This is a genomic window from Virgisporangium ochraceum (genome assembly GCF_016863655.1).
GTDB lineage: Bacteria > Actinomycetota > Actinomycetes > Mycobacteriales > Micromonosporaceae > Virgisporangium > Virgisporangium ochraceum.
On record NZ_BOPH01000003.1, the window covers coordinates 1 to 17612 of the forward strand.

Sequence of the window (17612 nt, forward strand, 5' to 3'; positions counted from 1 at the left end):
AGGCTAAATGCCGGCTTTGCCCAATCCATGACTGCGCGCGAACCTGCGACTCAGGACACTAGTTCGTGTTGCTGAAGTCGACCGAGCCGGTCTGTGCCCACAGGTACAGGCCGCGCACGGTGAGCAGCACGATCGCCGCGATCGCGAACACGATGCCGGCCCAGGCCATGCGTACGCCGCGCTGGAAGCGGCTGGTGCCGATCAGGTAGCCGCCGGCCGCGTGCAGGTCCGACCGCACCTCCCGGGCCAGCAGCAGCGCGATCGTGCCGGGAATGACGCCGCCGACGAACGGGCCGGTGATCACCGCGGCGATGCCGAGCAGGTACACCGCGGTGGCCTTGCTCGACCGCATGGGATCGGGGTCGGCGGGGTGCCGCAGGGGTTGCTGCGGGGCCGGCGCTTGGGTCACGCGTCCGACTCTAACCGGTGACAAGCGCGAGGGGCGCCGCGACCGCGACGCCCCTCGTTGCCTTGCTGTTGCTCCTTAGCGGAACGACCCCAGGTCGAAGTCGTCCAGCGGGACGGCGTGCCCGCTGGCCGGCCCGAAGCCGTAGTCGGCCTCCGGGTACCCGGTCATCGAGTAGACCTTGGCCTTCGCCTCCTCGGTCGGCTCGACCCGGACCGCGCGGTACTTGTTGATACCGGTACCGGCCGGGATGAGCTTACCGATGATCACGTTCTCCTTGAGACCGATCAGCGAGTCGCTCCGGGCGTGGATCGCCGCGTCGGTGAGGACGCGGGTCGTCTCCTGGAACGACGCCGCCGACAGCCAGGAGTCGGTGGCGAGCGACGCCTTGGTGATACCCATGAGCACCGGACGACCGGCCGCCGGCTCGCCGCCCTCGGCGACCAGACGACGGTTCTCCGCCTCGAACTGCGCCCGGTCGACCAGCAGGCCGGGCAGGAACTCGGTGGAGCCGGAGTCGATGACCGTCACCCGCTTGAGCATCTGCCGGATGATGATCTCGATGTGCTTGTCGTGGATGAGCACACCCTGCGAGCGGTACACCTCCTGGACCTCCTGGGTGAGGTGCACCTGCACCGCCCGGGGGCCCAGCACGCGCAGCAGTTCGTGCGGGTTGATCGTGCCCTCCGTGAGCTTCTCGCCCACCTGGACGTGGCCGCCGTCGTGCACCCGCAGGCGCACACGCTTGGAGATCTTGTCGTAGACGATCTCCTCGCTGCCGTCGTCGGGGATCACGATGATCTTCCGCGACCGCTCGGCGTCTTCGATCCGGATGCGACCGGTCATCTCCGCGATCGGGGCCATACCCTTCGGCACCCGCGCCTCGAAGATCTCCTGGACACGCGGCAGACCCTGGGTGATGTCCTCACCCGCGACACCACCGGTGTGGAAGGTACGCATCGTCAGCTGCGTACCCGGCTCACCGATCGACTGGGCGGCGATGATGCCGACCGCCTCGCCGACGTCGACGGTCTTGCCGGTCGGCAGCGAACGGCCGTAGCAGGCCGCGCAGACGCCCAGCTTCGACTCGCACGTCAGAACGCTGCGCACCCGGATCTGGTCGACCCCGGCCGCGACGATCTTGTCGACGAGGATCGTGTTGAGGTCCGATCCCCGCGCGACGACGACGGTGCCGCTCTGGTCCTTGATGTCGTCGGCGATCGTGCGGGCGTGCGTGCTCGTCTCGGCGAACTCGTGCACGACCAGCGCGTCGTCGAGACGGACCAGCTCGCCGGTGTCCTTGTCGCGCTGGGCGATGGGCATCGGGATGGCCCGCTCGGTGCCGCAGTCCTCCTCGCGGATGATCACGTCCTGCGACACGTCGACCAGACGCCGGGTCAGGTAACCCGAGTCGGCGGTACGCAGCGCGGTGTCGGCCAGACCCTTGCGGGCACCGTGCGTGGAGATGAAGTACTCCAGCACGGTGAGACCCTCGCGGAACGACGCCTTGATCGGCCGCGGGATGATCTCGCCCTTCGGGTTGGCCACCAGACCACGGATGGCCGAGATCTGCCGGAGCTGGAGCAGGTTACCGCGGGCGCCCGAGTGGATCATCTTCCACAGCGGGCCCTCCTGCGGCAGGGCCGTCTCCATCTCCTTGGCGACCTCGTTCGTCGCCTTGGTCCAGACCTCGATGAGCTCGCCTCGACGCTCCTCGGCGGTCATCAGACCACGCTGGTACTGCTTGTCGATCCGCTCGGCTTCCTTCTCGTGACGCTCCAGGATCGCCTTCTTGTTCGGCGGCTGGACGACGTCTTCGATGCCGATCGTGACGCCCGACCAGGTGGCCCAGTGGAAACCGGCCTCCTTGAGGGCGTCGAGGGTGGCGGCCAGCGCCACCTTCGGGAAGCGCTCGGCGAGGTCGTTGACGATCGCCGACAGCTGACCCTTGCGGATCTCGTAGTTCACGTAGCGGTACCCGCGCGGCAGCGTCTCGTTGAAGAGGACGCGCCCGAGCGTGGTCTCGACGATCGCCGACTGGCCCAGCTCCCAGCCCTCGGGCTGCTCCCAGGCCGGCTTGCCGGCACCGTTGTCGACCCCGATCAGCTCGTGCAGCCGGATCCGGACCTTGGCCTGCAGGTGCAGCTCGCCGTTGTCGAACGCCATCCGGGCCTCGGCGTCGGACGCGAACACGCGACCCTCGCCGTCGACACCGTCACGCTGGTGCGTGAGGTGGTACAGGCCGATGACCATGTCCTGGGTGGGCATGGTGACCGGCTTGCCGTCGGCCGGCTTGAGGATGTTGTTGCTCGACAGCATGAGGATCCGGGCCTCGGCCTGCGCCTCGGCCGACAGCGGCACGTGGACCGCCATCTGGTCGCCGTCGAAGTCCGCGTTGAACGCGGTGCAGACGAGCGGGTGGATCTGGATCGCCTTGCCCTCGACCAGCTGCGGCTCGAACGCCTGGATGCCCAGCCGGTGCAGGGTCGGTGCGCGGTTGAGCAGCACCGGGTGCTCGGCGATGACCTCTTCCAGCACGTCCCACACGACCGGGCGCTGGCGCTCGACCATGCGCTTGGCCGACTTGATGTTCTGGGCGTGGTTGAGGTCGACCAGCCGCTTCATCACGAACGGCTTGAAGAGCTCCAGCGCCATCTGCTTGGGCAGACCGCACTGGTGCAGCTTCAGCTGCGGACCGACGACGATCACCGAACGACCCGAGTAGTCGACGCGCTTGCCGAGCAGGTTCTGACGGAACCGGCCCTGCTTGCCCTTGAGCATGTCGGACAGCGACTTCAGCGGCCGGTTACCGGGACCGGTGACCGGGCGTCCGCGGCGGCCGTTGTCGAACAGCGCGTCGACGGCCTCCTGGAGCATCCGCTTCTCGTTGTTGACGATGATCTCGGGCGCGCCGAGGTCGATCAGCCGCTTGAGCCGGTTGTTCCGGTTGATCACGCGGCGGTACAGGTCGTTCAGGTCGCTCGTCGCGAAGCGGCCACCGTCGAGCTGCACCATCGGGCGCAGGTCCGGCGGGATGACCGGAACGCAGTCGAGCACCATGCCCAGCGGCGAGTTCTGCGTGTTGAGGAACGCCGCGACGACCTTGAGGCGCTTCAGGGCACGGATCTTGCGCTGACCCTTGCCGCTGCGGATCGTCTCGCGGAGCAGCTCGGCCTCGTTGTCGAGGTCGAGGTTCTCCAGGAGGGCCTTGATCGCCTCGGCGCCCATGCCGCCGGTGAAGTGCGAACCGAACCGGTCGCGCAGCTCGCGGTAGAGCAGCTCGTCGGTGACCAGCTGCTTCGGGTCGAGCTTGCGGAAGGTGTCGAGCACCTCGTCGAGACGGTCGATCTCGCGCTGCGCCCGGTCACGGATCTGGCGCATCTCGCGCTCGCCCGACTCCTTGACCTTGCGGCGCACGTCGCTCTTCGCGCCCTCGGCCTCGAGCTCGGCGAGGTCGGTCTCGAGCTTCTTCGCGCGCTTGTCGATCTCGGCGTCGCGGGCGTTCTCGGCCTGGCGCTTCTCGGCCGCGATCTCGCTCTCGATCGTCGGCATGTCGCGCTGCCGCGCCTCGGTGTCGACGCTGGTGATCACGTACGACGCGAAGTAGATGATCTTCTCGAGGTCCTTGGGCGCCAGGTCGAGCAGGTAGCCCAGGCGGCTCGGAACACCCTTGAAGTACCAGATGTGCGTGACGGACGCGGCCAGCTCGATGTGGCCCATCCGCTCACGACGCACCTTGGCCCGAGTGACCTCGACGCCGCACCGCTCGCAGATGATGCCCTTGAAGCGGACGCGCTTGTACTTGCCGCAGTAGCACTCCCAGTCGCGGGTGGGACCGAAGATCTTCTCGCAGAAGAGCCCGTCCTTCTCCGGCTTGAGGGTGCGGTAGTTGATGGTTTCCGGCTTCTTCACTTCACCGTGCGACCACTGGCGGATGTCGTCAGCCGTCGCCAGGCCAATTCGCAGCTCGTCAAAGAAGTTGACGTCGAGCACTCTGTATTCCTTACTGCGCGTCGCAAGTCGCGGTACAAGCCTGACCAGGGGTGGTCCCGGGGGCCGTAGCCCCCGGAACCGCCTGCCTAGACCTCTTCAACGCTGCTCGGCTCCCGGCGGGAGAGATCGATACCAAGTTCCTCGGCCGCGCGGAACACCTCGTCGTCGGTCTCGCGCATCTCGAGCGCGACGCCGTCGCTGCTCAGGACCTCCACGTTGAGGCAGAGGCTCTGGAGCTCCTTCAGGAGAACCTTGAAGGACTCGGGGATGCCCGGCTCCGGGATGTTCTCGCCCTTGACGATGGCCTCGTAGACCTTCACCCGGCCGAGCACGTCGTCGGACTTGATCGTCAGCAGCTCCTGCAGCGCGTAGGCCGCGCCGTAGGCCTGCATCGCCCAGCACTCCATCTCACCGAAGCGCTGACCACCGAACTGCGCCTTACCACCCAGCGGCTGCTGCGTGATCATCGAGTACGGACCGGTCGACCGCGCGTGGATCTTGTCGTCGACCAGGTGGTTCAGCTTCAGGATGTAGATGTAGCCGACCGCGATCGGGTCCGGGAACGGCTCCCCGGAACGACCGTCGAACAGCTGGGCCTTGCCCGAGGCACCGACCAGCCGCTGGCCGTCGCGGTTCGGCAGCGTCGAGGCGAGAAGACCGGTGATCTCCTCCTCCTTGGCGCCGTCGAAGACCGGCGTGGCCACGTTGCTGTCCGGCGGCGACTCGTGGGCACCGATCGCCTTCAGCGCACGCTGCCAGTCGTCGTCACCCTCGACGTTCCATCCGCGCTTCGCCACCCAGCCCAGGTGCGTCTCCAGCACCTGACCGACGTTCATCCGGCTCGGCACGCCGAGCGGGTTGAGAACGATGTCGACCGGGGTCCCGTCTTCGAGGAACGGCATGTCCTCGGCCGGCAGGATCTTGGCGATGACGCCCTTGTTGCCGTGGCGGCCGGCGAGCTTGTCGCCGTCCTGGATCTTCCGCTTCTGGGCCACGTAGACGCGCACCAGCTCGTTGACGCCGGGCGACAGCTCGTCGCCGTCGTCGCGGCTGAACGTGCGGACCCCGATGACCGTGCCGGTCTCGCCGTGCGGGACCTTGAGGCTCGTGTCACGGACCTCGCGGGCCTTCTCGCCGAAGATCGCGCGCAGCAGGCGCTCCTCCGGGGTCAGCTCGGTCTCGCCCTTGGGCGTGACCTTGCCGACCAGGATGTCGCCGGTGACGACCTCGGCGCCGATGCGGATGATTCCGCGCTCGTCGAGGTCGGCCAGCATCTCCTCGCTGACGTTCGGGATGTCGCGGGTGATCTCCTCCGGACCCAGCTTGGTGTCGCGGGCGTCGACCTCGTGCTCCGAGATGTGGATCGAGGTCAGGACGTCGTTCTGCACCAGCCGCTGGCTGAGGATGATCGCGTCTTCGTAGTTGTGGCCCTCCCAGCACATGAACGCGACCAGCAGGTTGCGTCCGAGCGCCATCTCGCCCTCGTCGGTGCAGGGACCGTCGGCGATGACCTGGCCGGCCTCGACGCGGTCGCCCTCGAAGACGACCGGCTTCTGGTTGACGCAGGAGCCGGCGTTGGAGCGGCGGAACTTGTGCAGGAGGTAGGTCCGACGGTGGCCGTCGTCCTGGTGCACCGTCACGTAGTCGGCGCACAGGTCCTCGACCACGCCACCGGCCTCGGCGACCACGACGTCACCCGCGTCGACCGCGGCGCGGTACTCCATGCCCGTACCGACCAGCGGCGACTCGGCCTTGACCAGCGGCACCGCCTGGCGCTGCATGTTCGCGCCCATCAGTGCCCGGTTGGCGTCGTCGTGCTCGAGGAACGGGATCATGGCGGTCGCGACCGACACCATCTGGCGCGGCGAGACGTCCATGTAGTCGACCTCGGCACCGGCGACGTTGTCGACCTCACCGCCCTTCCGGCGGACCAGGACGCGCGACTCGGCGAAGCTACCGTCGCTCATCAGCGGCGCGTTGGCCTGCGCCTTGATGTAACGGTCCTCCTCGTCGGCGGTCAGGTAGTCGATCTGGTCGGTGACCTTGCCGTCGACGACCTTGCGGTACGGCGTCTCGATGAACCCGAACGGGTTGACCCGCCCGAAGGTCGAGAGCGCACCGATGAGGCCGATGTTCGGGCCTTCCGGGGTCTCGATCGGACACATCCGGCCGTAGTGCGACGGGTGCACGTCACGGACCTCGAAGCCGGCCCGCTCACGGGACAGACCACCCGGGCCGAGCGCGCTGAGGCGCCGACGGTGGGTGAGACCCGCCAGAGGGTTGGTCTGGTCCATGAACTGCGACAGCTGCGAGGTGCCGAAGAACTCCTTGATCGCCGCCACCACCGGGCGGATGTTGATCAGGGTCTGCGGCGTGATCGCCTCGACGTCCTGCGTGGTCATCCGCTCGCGGACGACGCGCTCCATCCGGGACAGGCCGACGCGGACCTGGTTCTGGATGAGCTCGCCGACCGTGCGCAGACGACGGTTGCCGAAGTGGTCGATGTCGTCGGCCTCGTAGCCCTCCTCACCGGCGTGCAGCCGGCAGAGGTACTCGACGGTGGAGACGATGTCGTCTTCGGACAGGACGCCCGTGGTGATCGGAACGTCGACCTCGAGCTTCTTGTTGATCTTGTAACGCCCGACCTTGGCGACGTCGTACCTCTTCGGGTTGAAGAAGAGGTTGTCGAGCAGGGTCTGTGCGTTCTCGCGGGTCGGCGGCTCGCCGGGGCGCAGCTTGCGGTAGATGTCCAGCAGCGCCTCGTCCTGGCCGGCGATGTGGTCCTTCTCCAGGGTGGTCATCATCAGTTCCGACCAACCGAAGCGCTCACGGATCCGCTCGGCCGTCCAACCGATCGCCTTGAGCAGGACCGTGACGGCCTGCCGACGCTTACGGTCGACCCGGACACCCACGGTGTCGCGCTTGTCGATGTCGAACTCGAGCCACGCACCGCGCGACGGGATGACCCTGACGTTGGTCAGGTCCCGGTCGGAGGTCTTGTCCGGCGTCTTGTCGAAGTACACGCCCGGAGACCGGACGAGCTGACTCACCACGACCCGCTCGGTGCCGTTGATGATGAACGTCCCCTTCGGGGTCATCATCGGGAAGTCACCCATGAACACCGTCTGGCTCTTGATCTCGCCAGTCGTGTGGTTGGTGAACTCCGCGGTCACGAACAGCGGGGCGCAGTACGTCAGATCCTTCTCCTTGCACTCCTCGATCGAGGCCTTGACCTCGTCGAAGCGCGGCGCGGAGAACGACAGCGACATCGTGCCGGAGAAGTCCTCGATGGGACTGATCTCGTCAAGAATCTCGGCCAGCCCGGAACGGGCGTGCGAATCACCGGAGGAACGGGCCTGCCAGGCCTCGTTGCCCACCAACCAGTCGAACGACTCGGTTTGGATGGCAAGGAGGTTGGGTACCTCGAGGTGCTCCGTGATGCGGCCGAATGAAACCCGGCGTGGTGCGAATGCGCTAGACGAACTGATGGTCTTCGCAGGGCGGGAAGCTGCCAAGATGCGTCCTTCCGAGGACCGGTGGTGCTACGACCGTTTCGCGTGCATACCGACGGGCCCTGATGTGAGCAACCGTTGCTAAACGAGTGCAGGCAGGGTTCAAGTCGGAAGACAGCGCAATCTAACACTGTAGCGGCGATACCCGGCTCTGACAAGCCGGAGTGCACAACTATTTTGCCCGGACCTCAAAGAGGCCCGCGGCACGCGCCGCAGAAGCCATAACCGCAGGTGGCGGCCTGGCATTCCCTCCCGGATGCGGGTCCGGCTCACCGGCGGGACGCAACTCCGGAGGTCTCGTTCCGGCACCGAACGTGGTGCCGGCCCCTCGTCGGAGGCGCTCCCGGCGGCGGCGGTAAGGCCGACGCATCCGTGGCGTGGGTTGCTGTTCCACGGTCGAGAGTAGTGCTGGTTCAGCGTGCCTAACCCGTGGTCACCCCGTCAAGTGTTACCGGCCGACCACGCCGCGCACGATCCAACTCCCGACCCACAAAATACATTAAATCGGACGGACCGCGCCACTGTCCGCCGGAGACGAAGAAGGGCGGGCGCCTCACGGCACCCGCCCCATTCGGCATGATCTTTACTTCAGGGTGACCTTCGCGCCCTCGGCCTCGAGCTTCTCCTTGGCCTTGTCGGCGGTCTCCTTGTTGACCTTCTCCAGGATCGCCTTGGGGGCGGCCTCGACGGTGTCCTTGGCCTCCTTCAGGCCCAGGCCGGTCAGCTCACGCACGACCTTGATGACCTGGATCTTCTTGCCACCGTCCGACTCGAGGACGACGTCGAACTCGTCCTTCTCCTCGACGTCGGGGACAGCGGCGGCACCGCCACCGGCGGCGGCGGCAACCGCGACCGGGGCCGCGGCCTTGACGTCGAACTGGGTCTCGAACTCCTTGATGAACTCCGAGAGCTCGATCAGCGTCATCTCCTTGAACGCGTCGAGCAGCTCGGAGGTGCTGAGCTTCGCCATGGTGTTTCCTCTTCTCGCGTCTTACTCGGCCGGAGCCTCGGCGGCGCCGCCCTGCTTCTCCTGCAGAGCCGCGGCCAGCCTGGCCATCTGGGTGAGCGGGGCCTGGAACGTGGCCGCCGCCTTGCTCAGGTTCGCCTTCATCGCGCCGGCGAGCTTCGCCAGCAGCACCTCACGGGACTCGAGGTCGGCGAGCTGACGGACCTCGTCCGCCGTCACCGTCTTGCCCTCGAAGACACCGCCCTTGATCACCAGCAGCGGGTTGGTCTTCGCGAAGTCGCGCAGACCCTTGGCCGCCTCCACCGGGTCACCGGAGACGAAGGCGAGCGCGGTGGGACCACTGAACAAATCGTCGAGACCGGCGATGCCCGCCTCCGACGCCGCACGCTTGGCCAGCGTGTTCTTCGCCACCGCGTAGGTGGTCGTCTGGCCAAGTGACCGCCTGAGCTCCTTGAGCTGCGCGACCGTGAGACCGCGGTACTCGGTGAGCAGCGTCGCCGACGACTCGCGGAACGCGTCACTGAGCTCGGCAACGGCGGTGGCCTTGTCGGCCCGAACCGGCTTGTCCGTCATGTCCCTCCTCTCTCGTTACCTCGGGGCTGGTCCTTCGAAGGACCCCGTGAACGAGAGACGCCCCGGCGCAGGGCGCACGGGGCGATCAGGGCGTTGCGGACTTGTGGGAACCGCGAGCCGGTGACGCTGACCGTCCATCCTGCGCGGGCCGCCCGCCTCGCAGCGGGACCTTCGCCCACGGGGTGAACCGTGGGGACCAGCGGTCTTCGGATTGAACTTCGCGGCAAGAGTACGCGACCGTGACGCCCCGCACCAAATCCGCTCCGGACACGGCGAAGGGCGGCCGGCACCTGGCCGACCGCCCCTCGTGATACCGCTTGTTACGCCGGAACCTCTTCGCCGCGGAGGTTGCGGGTCTGGTTCGGGTCGACCGGGATGCCCGGGCCCATGGTGGTCGTCAGGAAGACCTTCCTCAGGTACTTGCCCTTGGCGGCCGAGGGCTTGATCCGGAGGATCTCCTCCAGCACGGCGGCGTAGTTGTCGATCAGCTGCGCGTCGGAGAAGCTCGCCTTGCCGATGATCAGGTGGACGTTGGCGTGCTTGTCGTTGCGGAAGGTGATCTTCCCGCCCTTGATGTCGGTGACCGCCTTGGTGACGTCCATCGTCACGGTGCCCGTCTTCGGGTTCGGCATCAGGCCGCGCGGGCCCAGAATCCGCGCGATCCGACCGATCTTGGCCATCTGGTCGGGCGTGGCGATGGCGGCGTCGAAGTCGAGCCAGCCCTCCTGGATGCGGGCGACCAGCTCGTCGGTGCCGACCACGTCGGCGCCGGCGGCCTCGGCCTCGGCGGCCTTCGCGGCGGCCGCGAACACGATCACGCGGGCGGTCTTGCCGGTGCCGTGCGGGAGGTTGACCGTGCCCCGGACCGTCTGGTCGGCCTTCCGCGGGTCGATGCCCAGCCGGAACGCCACCTCGACGGTGGGGTCGAACTTGACGGTGGTGGTGTCCTTGGCCAGCTTCACGGCGTCGGCCGGGCTGTACAGCGCCGAGCGGTCGACCTGCTCGGCGACCTTGCGGTAGTTCTTGCTGCGTTGCGCCATTTCTTCAAGCTCCTGTGGTGTCTGGCGGGCGCACGCGCGCCCTCCCACGATGACTACTGGTCGATCAGTCCTTGATCGTGATGCCCATCGAGCGCGCGGTACCCGAGATGATCTTCTCGGCGGCCTCGATGTCGTTGGCGTTCAGGTCGGCCATCTTCTTCTGCGCGATCTCGCGCAGCTGCTCCTTGCTGATGGCGCCGACCTTGGCCGACTGCGGCGTGCCGGAGCCCTTCTGGACACCGGCGGCCTTGATCAGCAGCTGCGCGGCCGGCGGCGTCTTCAGGATGAACTGGAACGACCGGTCCTCGAACACGCTGATCTGCGCGGGCACGATGTCGCCGCGCATGGACTCCGTCGAGGCGTTGTACTGCTTGACGAACTCCATGATGTTCACGCCGTGCTGGCCCAGTGCCGGGCCAACCGGCGGAGCCGGAGTGGCCTGGCCTGCCGGCAGCTGAAGCGTGAAGGTCTTGACGAGCTTCTTCTTCGGAGGCATGGCTGTGTGACGTCTTTCCTTCTGGGCTGGTCAGCCCGGCGCAGGACGCACCGGGCTGATGGAACTGCTGAATCTCCGTCGATCAGATCTTGGAGACCATGTTGAAGGTGAGCTCGACCGGGGTCTCCCGACCGAAGATCGACACCTGCACCTTCAGCTTCTGCTGGTCGGCGTTGATCTCGGCGATCGTGCCGTGCAGCGAGGCGAACGCGCCCTCGGTGACCGTCACCGAGTCGCCCACCTCGAAGTCGAGGACCTTGATCTCGGCCTTCTTCGTGTCCTTCTGCGGCGCCGCCGGCGCGAGCCACTTCAGCACCTCGTCGAGCGACAACGGCGCGGGCCGGTCGGCCCGGTCGGTGGCGCCGACGAAGCCCGTGACCCCGGGCGTGTTGCGCACGCAGGAGTAGGACTCGGCGGTGAGCTCCATCCGGACCAGGATGTAGCCCGGGAAGACCTTGTTCTGGACCTGCTGGCGCTTGCCGCCCTTGACCTCGACCTCTTCCCGGGTGGGAACCTCCACCTGGTAGATGTAATCCTCCATGTCGAGGCTGGTGATCCGGGTCTCGAGGTTGGTCTTGACCTTGTTCTCGTACCCCGCGTACGAGTGGATCACGTACCAGTCGCCGGGGGCGAACCGCAGCGCCTGCCGCAGCTCGGCGGCCGGGTCGACCGGGGGCTCGTCGGGAGCGGGCTCGGACTGGGTGGCCTCAGGCTGGGCGGGCTCGGACTGGACAGGTTCGGACTGGGCAGCCTCGGACTGGGCCTCGGGCTCGGCACCCTCGGACTGGCCGAGCTGTACCTCATCGGGCTCGTCGGAGTCGGCGACCTCGGCCGCCTCGGACCGGGCCATCTCGGACCGGGCAGCCAGCTCCCCGAACGGATCGTGGGTGGTGACACCCGCCGAGCCACCGGCCGGACGGTTGTCGTCGTACTCGTTCGTGTCTGTCATCTATGTCTACTCCGCCGCCGCCTCGGCATCGCCGAAGACCCACAGCACGCCCTTGGCGAAGACCCAGTCGAGACCGGCGACGATCGTCAGCATCAATGCGACGAACAGCACGACCACGGCCGTGTACGTCAACAGCTCTTTCCGGGTCGGCCAGATGACCTTGCGGAGTTCGGCGACCACTTCCCGGACGAAGTTAACAAAGCGGCCGAAGATGTTCGGGCGGTCGCCCGACTTCGACTTCGTCGACTTCTTGTCGCCGGGGCGGGTGGACCGCCCCTTCGTTCCGGGCTTGGTGTTGGACTTGGCGTCTACCTTGTCCTTGCTCTTTGTCTTGGTCAGACTGGCGCCCCGGCCGCGCGCGCCCGAGCGGGCCGCCACCGGTTCGTCCGCGTCTTCATCATCGTCATCGTCTTCGTCATCGTCTTCGTAGTCGTCTTCGTCGATGTCGAAGTCGTCGTCATCCAGCTCGTCGTCGGCGAGGTCCTCGTCAACCGCGGCCTCGTCGTCGAACTCGTCGAGGCGGTCGTCTTCGCCGCGCCGCTTCCTGTCGGCCAATTCAACCTCTCCGTGCCTCGCAGTGGACGTCCCGACTCGACCGCCGAGCACTACAGCCGCGCTGGGCGCTTCAGCCAGCGACGCCGACCCGCAGGTCCGTCGATCTCAACCTCACGCGGGACGCGTGTACATCATCGGCGCAGGGGCGACAGGACTCGAACCTGCAACCTGCGGTTTTGGAGACCGCTGCGCTGCCAATTGCGCCACACCCCTTGGTTCGCGGACCGATCGAACCCGACCCTGGACAGGCCAAGGAAGGGTCAATCAACCCACGGGCGACAAGTGTACGGGTTGACCCTCCATATCCCCAACTGGGCCACCGTCAGCCGCGGCGGACGACCGCCCGGGCCGCTCCGAGGACCTTCTCGCCGCCGCTCACGGCGGTCACCTCGATCTTGACGCCGCCGTCGTCGGTCTCCCCCGCGACCCGCCCGGAGACCGTGACCTCGACACCCGCGTCGTCGTCGGGAACCACCACCGGACGGGTGAACCGCACACTCAGCTCCCGCACCGCCGCCGGGTCGCCGGCCCACTGGGTGACCGCGCGGCCGACCAGCGCCATCGTGTACATGCCGTGGGCGATGATTCCAGGCAGACCCGCCTTGGCGGCGATGCGCTCACTCCAGTGGATCGGGTTGAAGTCGAGGGACGCGCCGGCGTAGCGGACCAGGTCGGCCCGCGTGACCACGAACGTCTGCGCCGGAAGGTCGGCACCGGGTTCCAGAGCCATCTCAGACCGCCTGTCGCGCGACGAGCTTCGACCACGCGGTGACCACCGGGTCGCCGTCGGTCGTGGTGATCTCCAGCCGCAGCGAGACCGAGTCGAGCCCGGCCCGGCTGGTGAGCTTCTCGATGTGGGTCACGCAGGTGAGCTCGTCGCCGGCGACGACCGGCCGGACGTACGAGAAGCGCTGGTCACCGTGCACCATGCGGCCGTAGTCGAGGCCGAGGTCGGGATCGTCGGTGATCAGGCGGCTGGCCGGCATCGTGATCACCATCGGGAACGTCGGTGGGGCGATGACGTCGGGGTGGCCGAGGGCCCGCGCCGCGGCCGGGTCGCGGTACGCCGCGTCGGTGGCGCCGATCGCGTCGGCGAACTCCCGGATCTTCTCCCGACCGACCCGGTACGGCTCGGTGGGAGGGAAGGTGCGGCCCTCGTAGGCCATGTTCAGCGCCATGCCCAGAAAAATACCGGCCGGCCTCTCGCGTTCAGCGAGCGGCCGGCCGGAAAGATCCGATGCTGTAGCTACCGGGCTTCGCGGTGCAGCTACCGGGTCTCGCGGTGCGCGGTGTGCTTCCCGCACTTCGGGCAGAACTTCTTCAGCTCCATCCGGTCGGGATCGTTACGCCGGTTCTTCTTGGTGATGTAGTTCCGGTTCTTGCACTCGACACACGCCATCGTGATCTTCGGACGGATGTCAGTCGACTTGGCCACGGCGGGGTGCCTCTCTACCTTCTGAACGACCTTCTGGGTGTGAATCTGCCACCAGTAAATGTAGCGGTGGCCGGACTTGAACCGGCGACACAGCGATTATGAGCCGCTTGCTCTGCCATCTGAGCTACACCGCCGAGGGTTAACCCGGAGCCCCCTTACGGAATCGAACCGTAGACCTTCTCCTTACCATGGAGACGCTCTGCCGACTGAGCTAAGGGGGCGTCGTACGACTTCGGGGCATGAGCCCTCCGCACGCGCCAGGTAAGAGTACACGCCCTCCAGCCGGGCACGAAATCGACTTACCCGAGACGTCAGGGAACCGCCCGCAGCCAGCGGACCTCGCCGCCCTTCGCGGGCTGCGCCTCGGTGCGCGCCGCCAGCCACGCGTCGAGCCGCTCGTCGGGCAACGGCCGGCTGAACAGGAAGCCCTGCCCCAGGTCACACCCGATCTCTTCGAGCTTGGCCAGCGTCAGCTCGCTCTCCACGCCCTCCGCGACCACCGCGAGGTCGAAGCGGCGGGACAGGTCGACCACCGCCCGCACGATCGCCAGGTCGGCCGCGTCGGTGGCCATGCCCTGCACGAACAGCTTGTCGATCTTGACCTCGTTGATCGGCAGCCGGCGCAGCAGCGCCAGCGACGAGTAGCCGGTACCGAAGTCGTCGATCGACAGGCGCACGCCGAGCACGCGCAGCCGGCGCAGCGCCTCCAGCGAGCGGGTCTGGTCGCCGAGCAGCACCTCTTCGCGGATCTCCAGCGTGAGCCGCTCGGGCGCCACGCCGTACTCGTGCAGCAGCGCGGCCAGCTGGTCGGGCCACCGGGTGTCGGCGAGGCTGCGGGGCGAGACGTTGACCGCGACGCCGAGCGCCCGACCCTCGTCGGCCCACTCGCGTGCCCGACGCAGCCCGTGCCGCAGCACCAGCTCGGTGAGCTGGCTGATCTGGCCGGTGTGCTCGGCCACCGCCACGAAGTCCTCCGGGGTGACCGGCCCGTACACCGGGTGCTCCCACCTGGCCAGGCACTCGACCCCCACCACCCGCCGGTCGGCGAGGGCGACCTTCGGCTGGAAGTAGACCTCGATCTCGTTGCTCGCCAACCCCCGCCGCAGGTCGGCGGCGAGCCCGAGCCGGCGCACCGACCGCGACTCGAGGCCGGCGTTGTAGGTCTGCGAGCCGGCGGTGACCTTCGCCGCGTGGGTGGCGACGTCGGCGCGCTGGAGCAGCAGCTCCGGGTCGTCGCCGTGATCGGGATGCACGGCGAGCCCGACGGTGGTGTCGATGTCGACGGCCATCGTGTCGAACTCCATCGGCTCGCGCAGGCCGGCGCGGATCTCGTCGGCCATCGTGAGCGCCGAGTCGACGCCCTCGACCCGCATCACCACGGCGAACTCGTCGCCACCGACCCGGGCGACCAGCGCCGCGGCCGGCGCGAGCGCACGCAGCCGGTTGGCCACCTCGATGAGCACCTCGTTGCCGGCCTTGTGGCCGAGCGACTCGTTCACGCTGCGCAGGCTGATCACGTCGAACTGGATGACGGCGACCGCCTCACCGGGCGTCCGCGACCCGATGACCTCGCTCAGCCCACTGATCAACCGCCGCCGGTTGGGCAGACCGGTCAGGGTGTCGTAGTTGGCGTCGTAACGCAGCCGGTCGACCAGGCGGGAGTTCTCGACGGCCACCCCGATGTGCGCCGCGAGCGTCTCGACCACGCGCAGGTCGTCGCGGTCGAAGTGGGACATGCGGCCCAACCGGCCAGCCACCTCGATCGTGCCGATGACCGCGCTTCCGGACCGGAGCGGCACCACGATCACGTCCTTGATCCCCACGCTCTGGAGCTCGGCACGCAGGTCGCTGGTGTCCTCGACCGACGGGAGCTTCTCGCCGATCATCACCCCCTCGCCGGTCTCGAACGCCCGGCGCCGCACGCTGGCCGGCGTGGGCGCGGAGTCGAGGAGACCGCGGTAGTCGAGCGTCGCGGTGAGCAGCACCTCGGGGAACCGGCCGCGGGCCGGCATCCAGATGGTCGCCGACTCGGCCTGCACCATGCTCCGCAGGCGGCCGAGCGCGACATCGGCCAGGCGGCCCTCGGTGACGCTGGCTGTCGTGGCGCGGGTGATCTCGTGGATCTCGGCGAGGATCGTGTGCTGGTTAACGAACCGCGTGTAGACGCGGTACACCAGGATGAGACCGGCCGCCAGGCAGCCGAGCAGCAGGCCCGACCACAGCGTCTTGTCCAGGGCGAGCAGGGTCACCAGGCCGAGCGTGATGTTGACGCAGGTGGCGATCGCGTGCGGACCGAAGATGTTGAGGAGCTGCCGCAGGTCGACCGTGCCCTGCACCACCGCGGCGATCGCGGTGAGCCCCAGGTTGTTGATGACCATGCTGGCGAGCACCGCGGCCCCGAGGACCGCCCAGCCCCGCGGCGAGAGGTCCCGCGGCTGCGCGAACGCCACCATGACCGCGATGGCGCAGGCCGTGCAGGCGGCCGCCGACGCGACGTTGAACGTGCCCTTGATCCACCCCGCCCGCCGCACGTACTGCACCGCGACAGCGGCGACCACCCGGATCAGCAGCACACCGAGCGGTGGCAGGTAGAACAACGCCAGCACGTACGGCATCTCGGTGACCGATGCGGTGACCGACGTCCGCCGGACGTTGATGTGCAATGGCGCGAACGTGGGCAGCACGAGAAGAACGCAGAAGAGACCCACGAGGAACGGCGGGCCGATCACCCGTTGACTGAACGGCTCACCCTGATGGACGAAGACCGCGACGGTCAGCGAAGCCGCGAAGACCGCGAGCGGAATCGTGACGAACCAGGCTCGGACCGGGGAAGCGGACACGCCGGAACTAGGACGAACCACCCACCCTCCCCGAACGCCCGGTGCGCGGCCCTTCCGGGCTAGCGGACCACGGTGTGGCTAGCCGGCGGTGCCGTCCAGTCGAATTCCGACGCGCTGGAAGTGGCCATGGTGCCGAAAATCCCGAGAGCGACGGCAGCCGCAGCGAGCCCAGCAACCACCAACCGACGGATAGTGCGTGGCTTCATGCTGCAACTCCTGTGGCCAAGGTACGTCCGTGTTAGTGGTATCCCCGATCGTGCCATAGGCAAAACCGCACGGGAAACCCCGAGCCGCGCGCCGACCGATCGATCCGCACACTTCGGCCTTTCGGTCAATTTGGTGACGGCGAACGGCGGATGTTCTTGACGTCTCCGAGTGCGCGTGATGCCGGTGGGTCAGCGGGAAGCCCCAGGTGACAGCGTGATCACGTTATCAGGACGGGATCACCAACAGGTCCGGACGCAGCCGCGCGAGCGACTCCCCCCGGTCGGTGAGCACAGGCCAGCCACGCTCCGTAGCCAACAGCACGACCATTGCGGCCAACCGGTCGCCCGACGCGCGCGACACGAGACGGTCGAACAACGGACCGGCCGCCGCCGCTCCGTCGACCGCGACGACCATCGGCTCGGCGAGCAACGCGGTGAGCCGACCACCCGGATCGAGGCCGGGACGGCGCTGCGCCGCGGCCGCCAGAGCCGGCAGCGGAACCAGCAACGTACGACCCGTTCGTTCCGCCATCGCCCGCACGCTCGCGGCGTACTCGCTGCCCTCCACGAACGCCACGAGAGCGCTCACATCGAGCACCCAACCGCCCATCGCCCCTGCTGGCGGCGCCTCCAGGGCCCC

14 protein-coding genes and 3 tRNA genes are annotated in these 17612 nt (G+C 67.8%); all 17 read right to left on the reverse strand.

The window, feature by feature from the left end; genetic code table 11:
- Positions 1-58 precede the first annotated feature (58 nt).
- Positions 59-409 (reverse strand): hypothetical protein, encoded by a 351-nt coding sequence (locus tag Voc01_RS01465; protein ID WP_239159858.1) that lies wholly within the window; start codon positions 407-409, stop codon positions 59-61.
- A gap of 75 nt (positions 410-484) precedes the next feature.
- On the reverse strand, positions 485-4399 hold the full coding sequence (locus Voc01_RS01470) for a DNA-directed RNA polymerase subunit beta' (protein WP_203925387.1): 3915 nt from the start codon (positions 4397-4399) through the stop codon (positions 485-487).
- 86 nt (positions 4400-4485) lie between these two features.
- Positions 4486-7914 (reverse strand): DNA-directed RNA polymerase subunit beta, encoded by a 3429-nt coding sequence (rpoB, locus tag Voc01_RS01475; RefSeq protein WP_203925388.1) that lies wholly within the window; start codon positions 7912-7914, stop codon positions 4486-4488.
- A gap of 580 nt (positions 7915-8494) precedes the next feature.
- Positions 8495-8881: a 50S ribosomal protein L7/L12 gene (gene rplL, locus Voc01_RS01480; protein ID WP_203925389.1), complete on the reverse strand. Its 387-nt coding sequence runs from the start codon at positions 8879-8881 to the stop codon at positions 8495-8497.
- Between the two features lie 21 nt (positions 8882-8902).
- Positions 8903-9451 (reverse strand): 50S ribosomal protein L10, encoded by a 549-nt coding sequence (gene rplJ / locus Voc01_RS01485; RefSeq protein WP_203925390.1) that lies wholly within the window; start codon positions 9449-9451, stop codon positions 8903-8905.
- A 320-nt stretch (positions 9452-9771) separates the two neighbouring features.
- On the reverse strand, positions 9772-10491 hold the full coding sequence (gene rplA / locus Voc01_RS01490; protein WP_203925391.1) for a 50S ribosomal protein L1: 720 nt from the start codon (positions 10489-10491) through the stop codon (positions 9772-9774).
- Positions 10492-10555: 64 nt separating this feature from the next.
- Positions 10556-10987 carry a 50S ribosomal protein L11 gene (gene rplK / locus Voc01_RS01495; RefSeq protein WP_203925392.1) on the reverse strand — a complete coding sequence of 144 codons (432 nt, stop codon included), beginning with the start codon at positions 10985-10987 and terminating at the stop codon, positions 10556-10558.
- Positions 10988-11069: 82 nt separating this feature from the next.
- Complete coding sequence (nusG, locus tag Voc01_RS01500; protein WP_203925451.1) at positions 11070-11837, reverse strand: transcription termination/antitermination protein NusG; 768 nt, start codon at positions 11835-11837, stop codon at positions 11070-11072.
- Between the two features lie 105 nt (positions 11838-11942).
- The gene (secE, locus tag Voc01_RS01505) at positions 11943-12491 is read right to left on the reverse strand and encodes a preprotein translocase subunit SecE (protein ID WP_373873772.1); all 549 of its coding nucleotides are present in this window, start codon (positions 12489-12491) and stop codon (positions 11943-11945) included.
- 140 nt (positions 12492-12631) lie between these two features.
- Positions 12632-12704: transfer RNA gene (locus Voc01_RS01510), tRNA-Trp, on the reverse strand.
- Positions 12705-12813: 109 nt separating this feature from the next.
- On the reverse strand, positions 12814-13221 hold the full coding sequence (locus Voc01_RS01515; RefSeq protein WP_203925393.1) for a MaoC family dehydratase: 408 nt from the start codon (positions 13219-13221) through the stop codon (positions 12814-12816).
- A gap of 1 nt (position 13222) precedes the next feature.
- A complete protein-coding gene (locus Voc01_RS01520) occupies positions 13223-13669 on the reverse strand; it encodes a MaoC family dehydratase N-terminal domain-containing protein (RefSeq protein WP_203925394.1) in 447 nt (148 codons plus the stop codon).
- 89 nt (positions 13670-13758) lie between these two features.
- Entirely contained in the window at positions 13759-13926 is a 168-nt protein-coding gene (gene rpmG, locus Voc01_RS01525; RefSeq protein WP_203925395.1) for a 50S ribosomal protein L33, read from the reverse strand.
- 61 nt (positions 13927-13987) lie between these two features.
- Positions 13988-14060: transfer RNA gene (locus Voc01_RS01530), tRNA-Met, on the reverse strand.
- 14 nt (positions 14061-14074) lie between these two features.
- Positions 14075-14147, reverse strand: a tRNA-Thr gene (locus tag Voc01_RS01535).
- A 90-nt stretch (positions 14148-14237) separates the two neighbouring features.
- Positions 14238-16766 (reverse strand): putative bifunctional diguanylate cyclase/phosphodiesterase, encoded by a 2529-nt coding sequence (locus Voc01_RS01540; RefSeq protein ID WP_203925396.1) that lies wholly within the window; start codon positions 16764-16766, stop codon positions 14238-14240.
- A 432-nt stretch (positions 16767-17198) separates the two neighbouring features.
- On the reverse strand, positions 17199-17561 hold the full coding sequence (locus Voc01_RS01545; protein WP_203925397.1) for a hypothetical protein: 363 nt from the start codon (positions 17559-17561) through the stop codon (positions 17199-17201).
- Positions 17562-17612 lie beyond the last annotated feature (51 nt).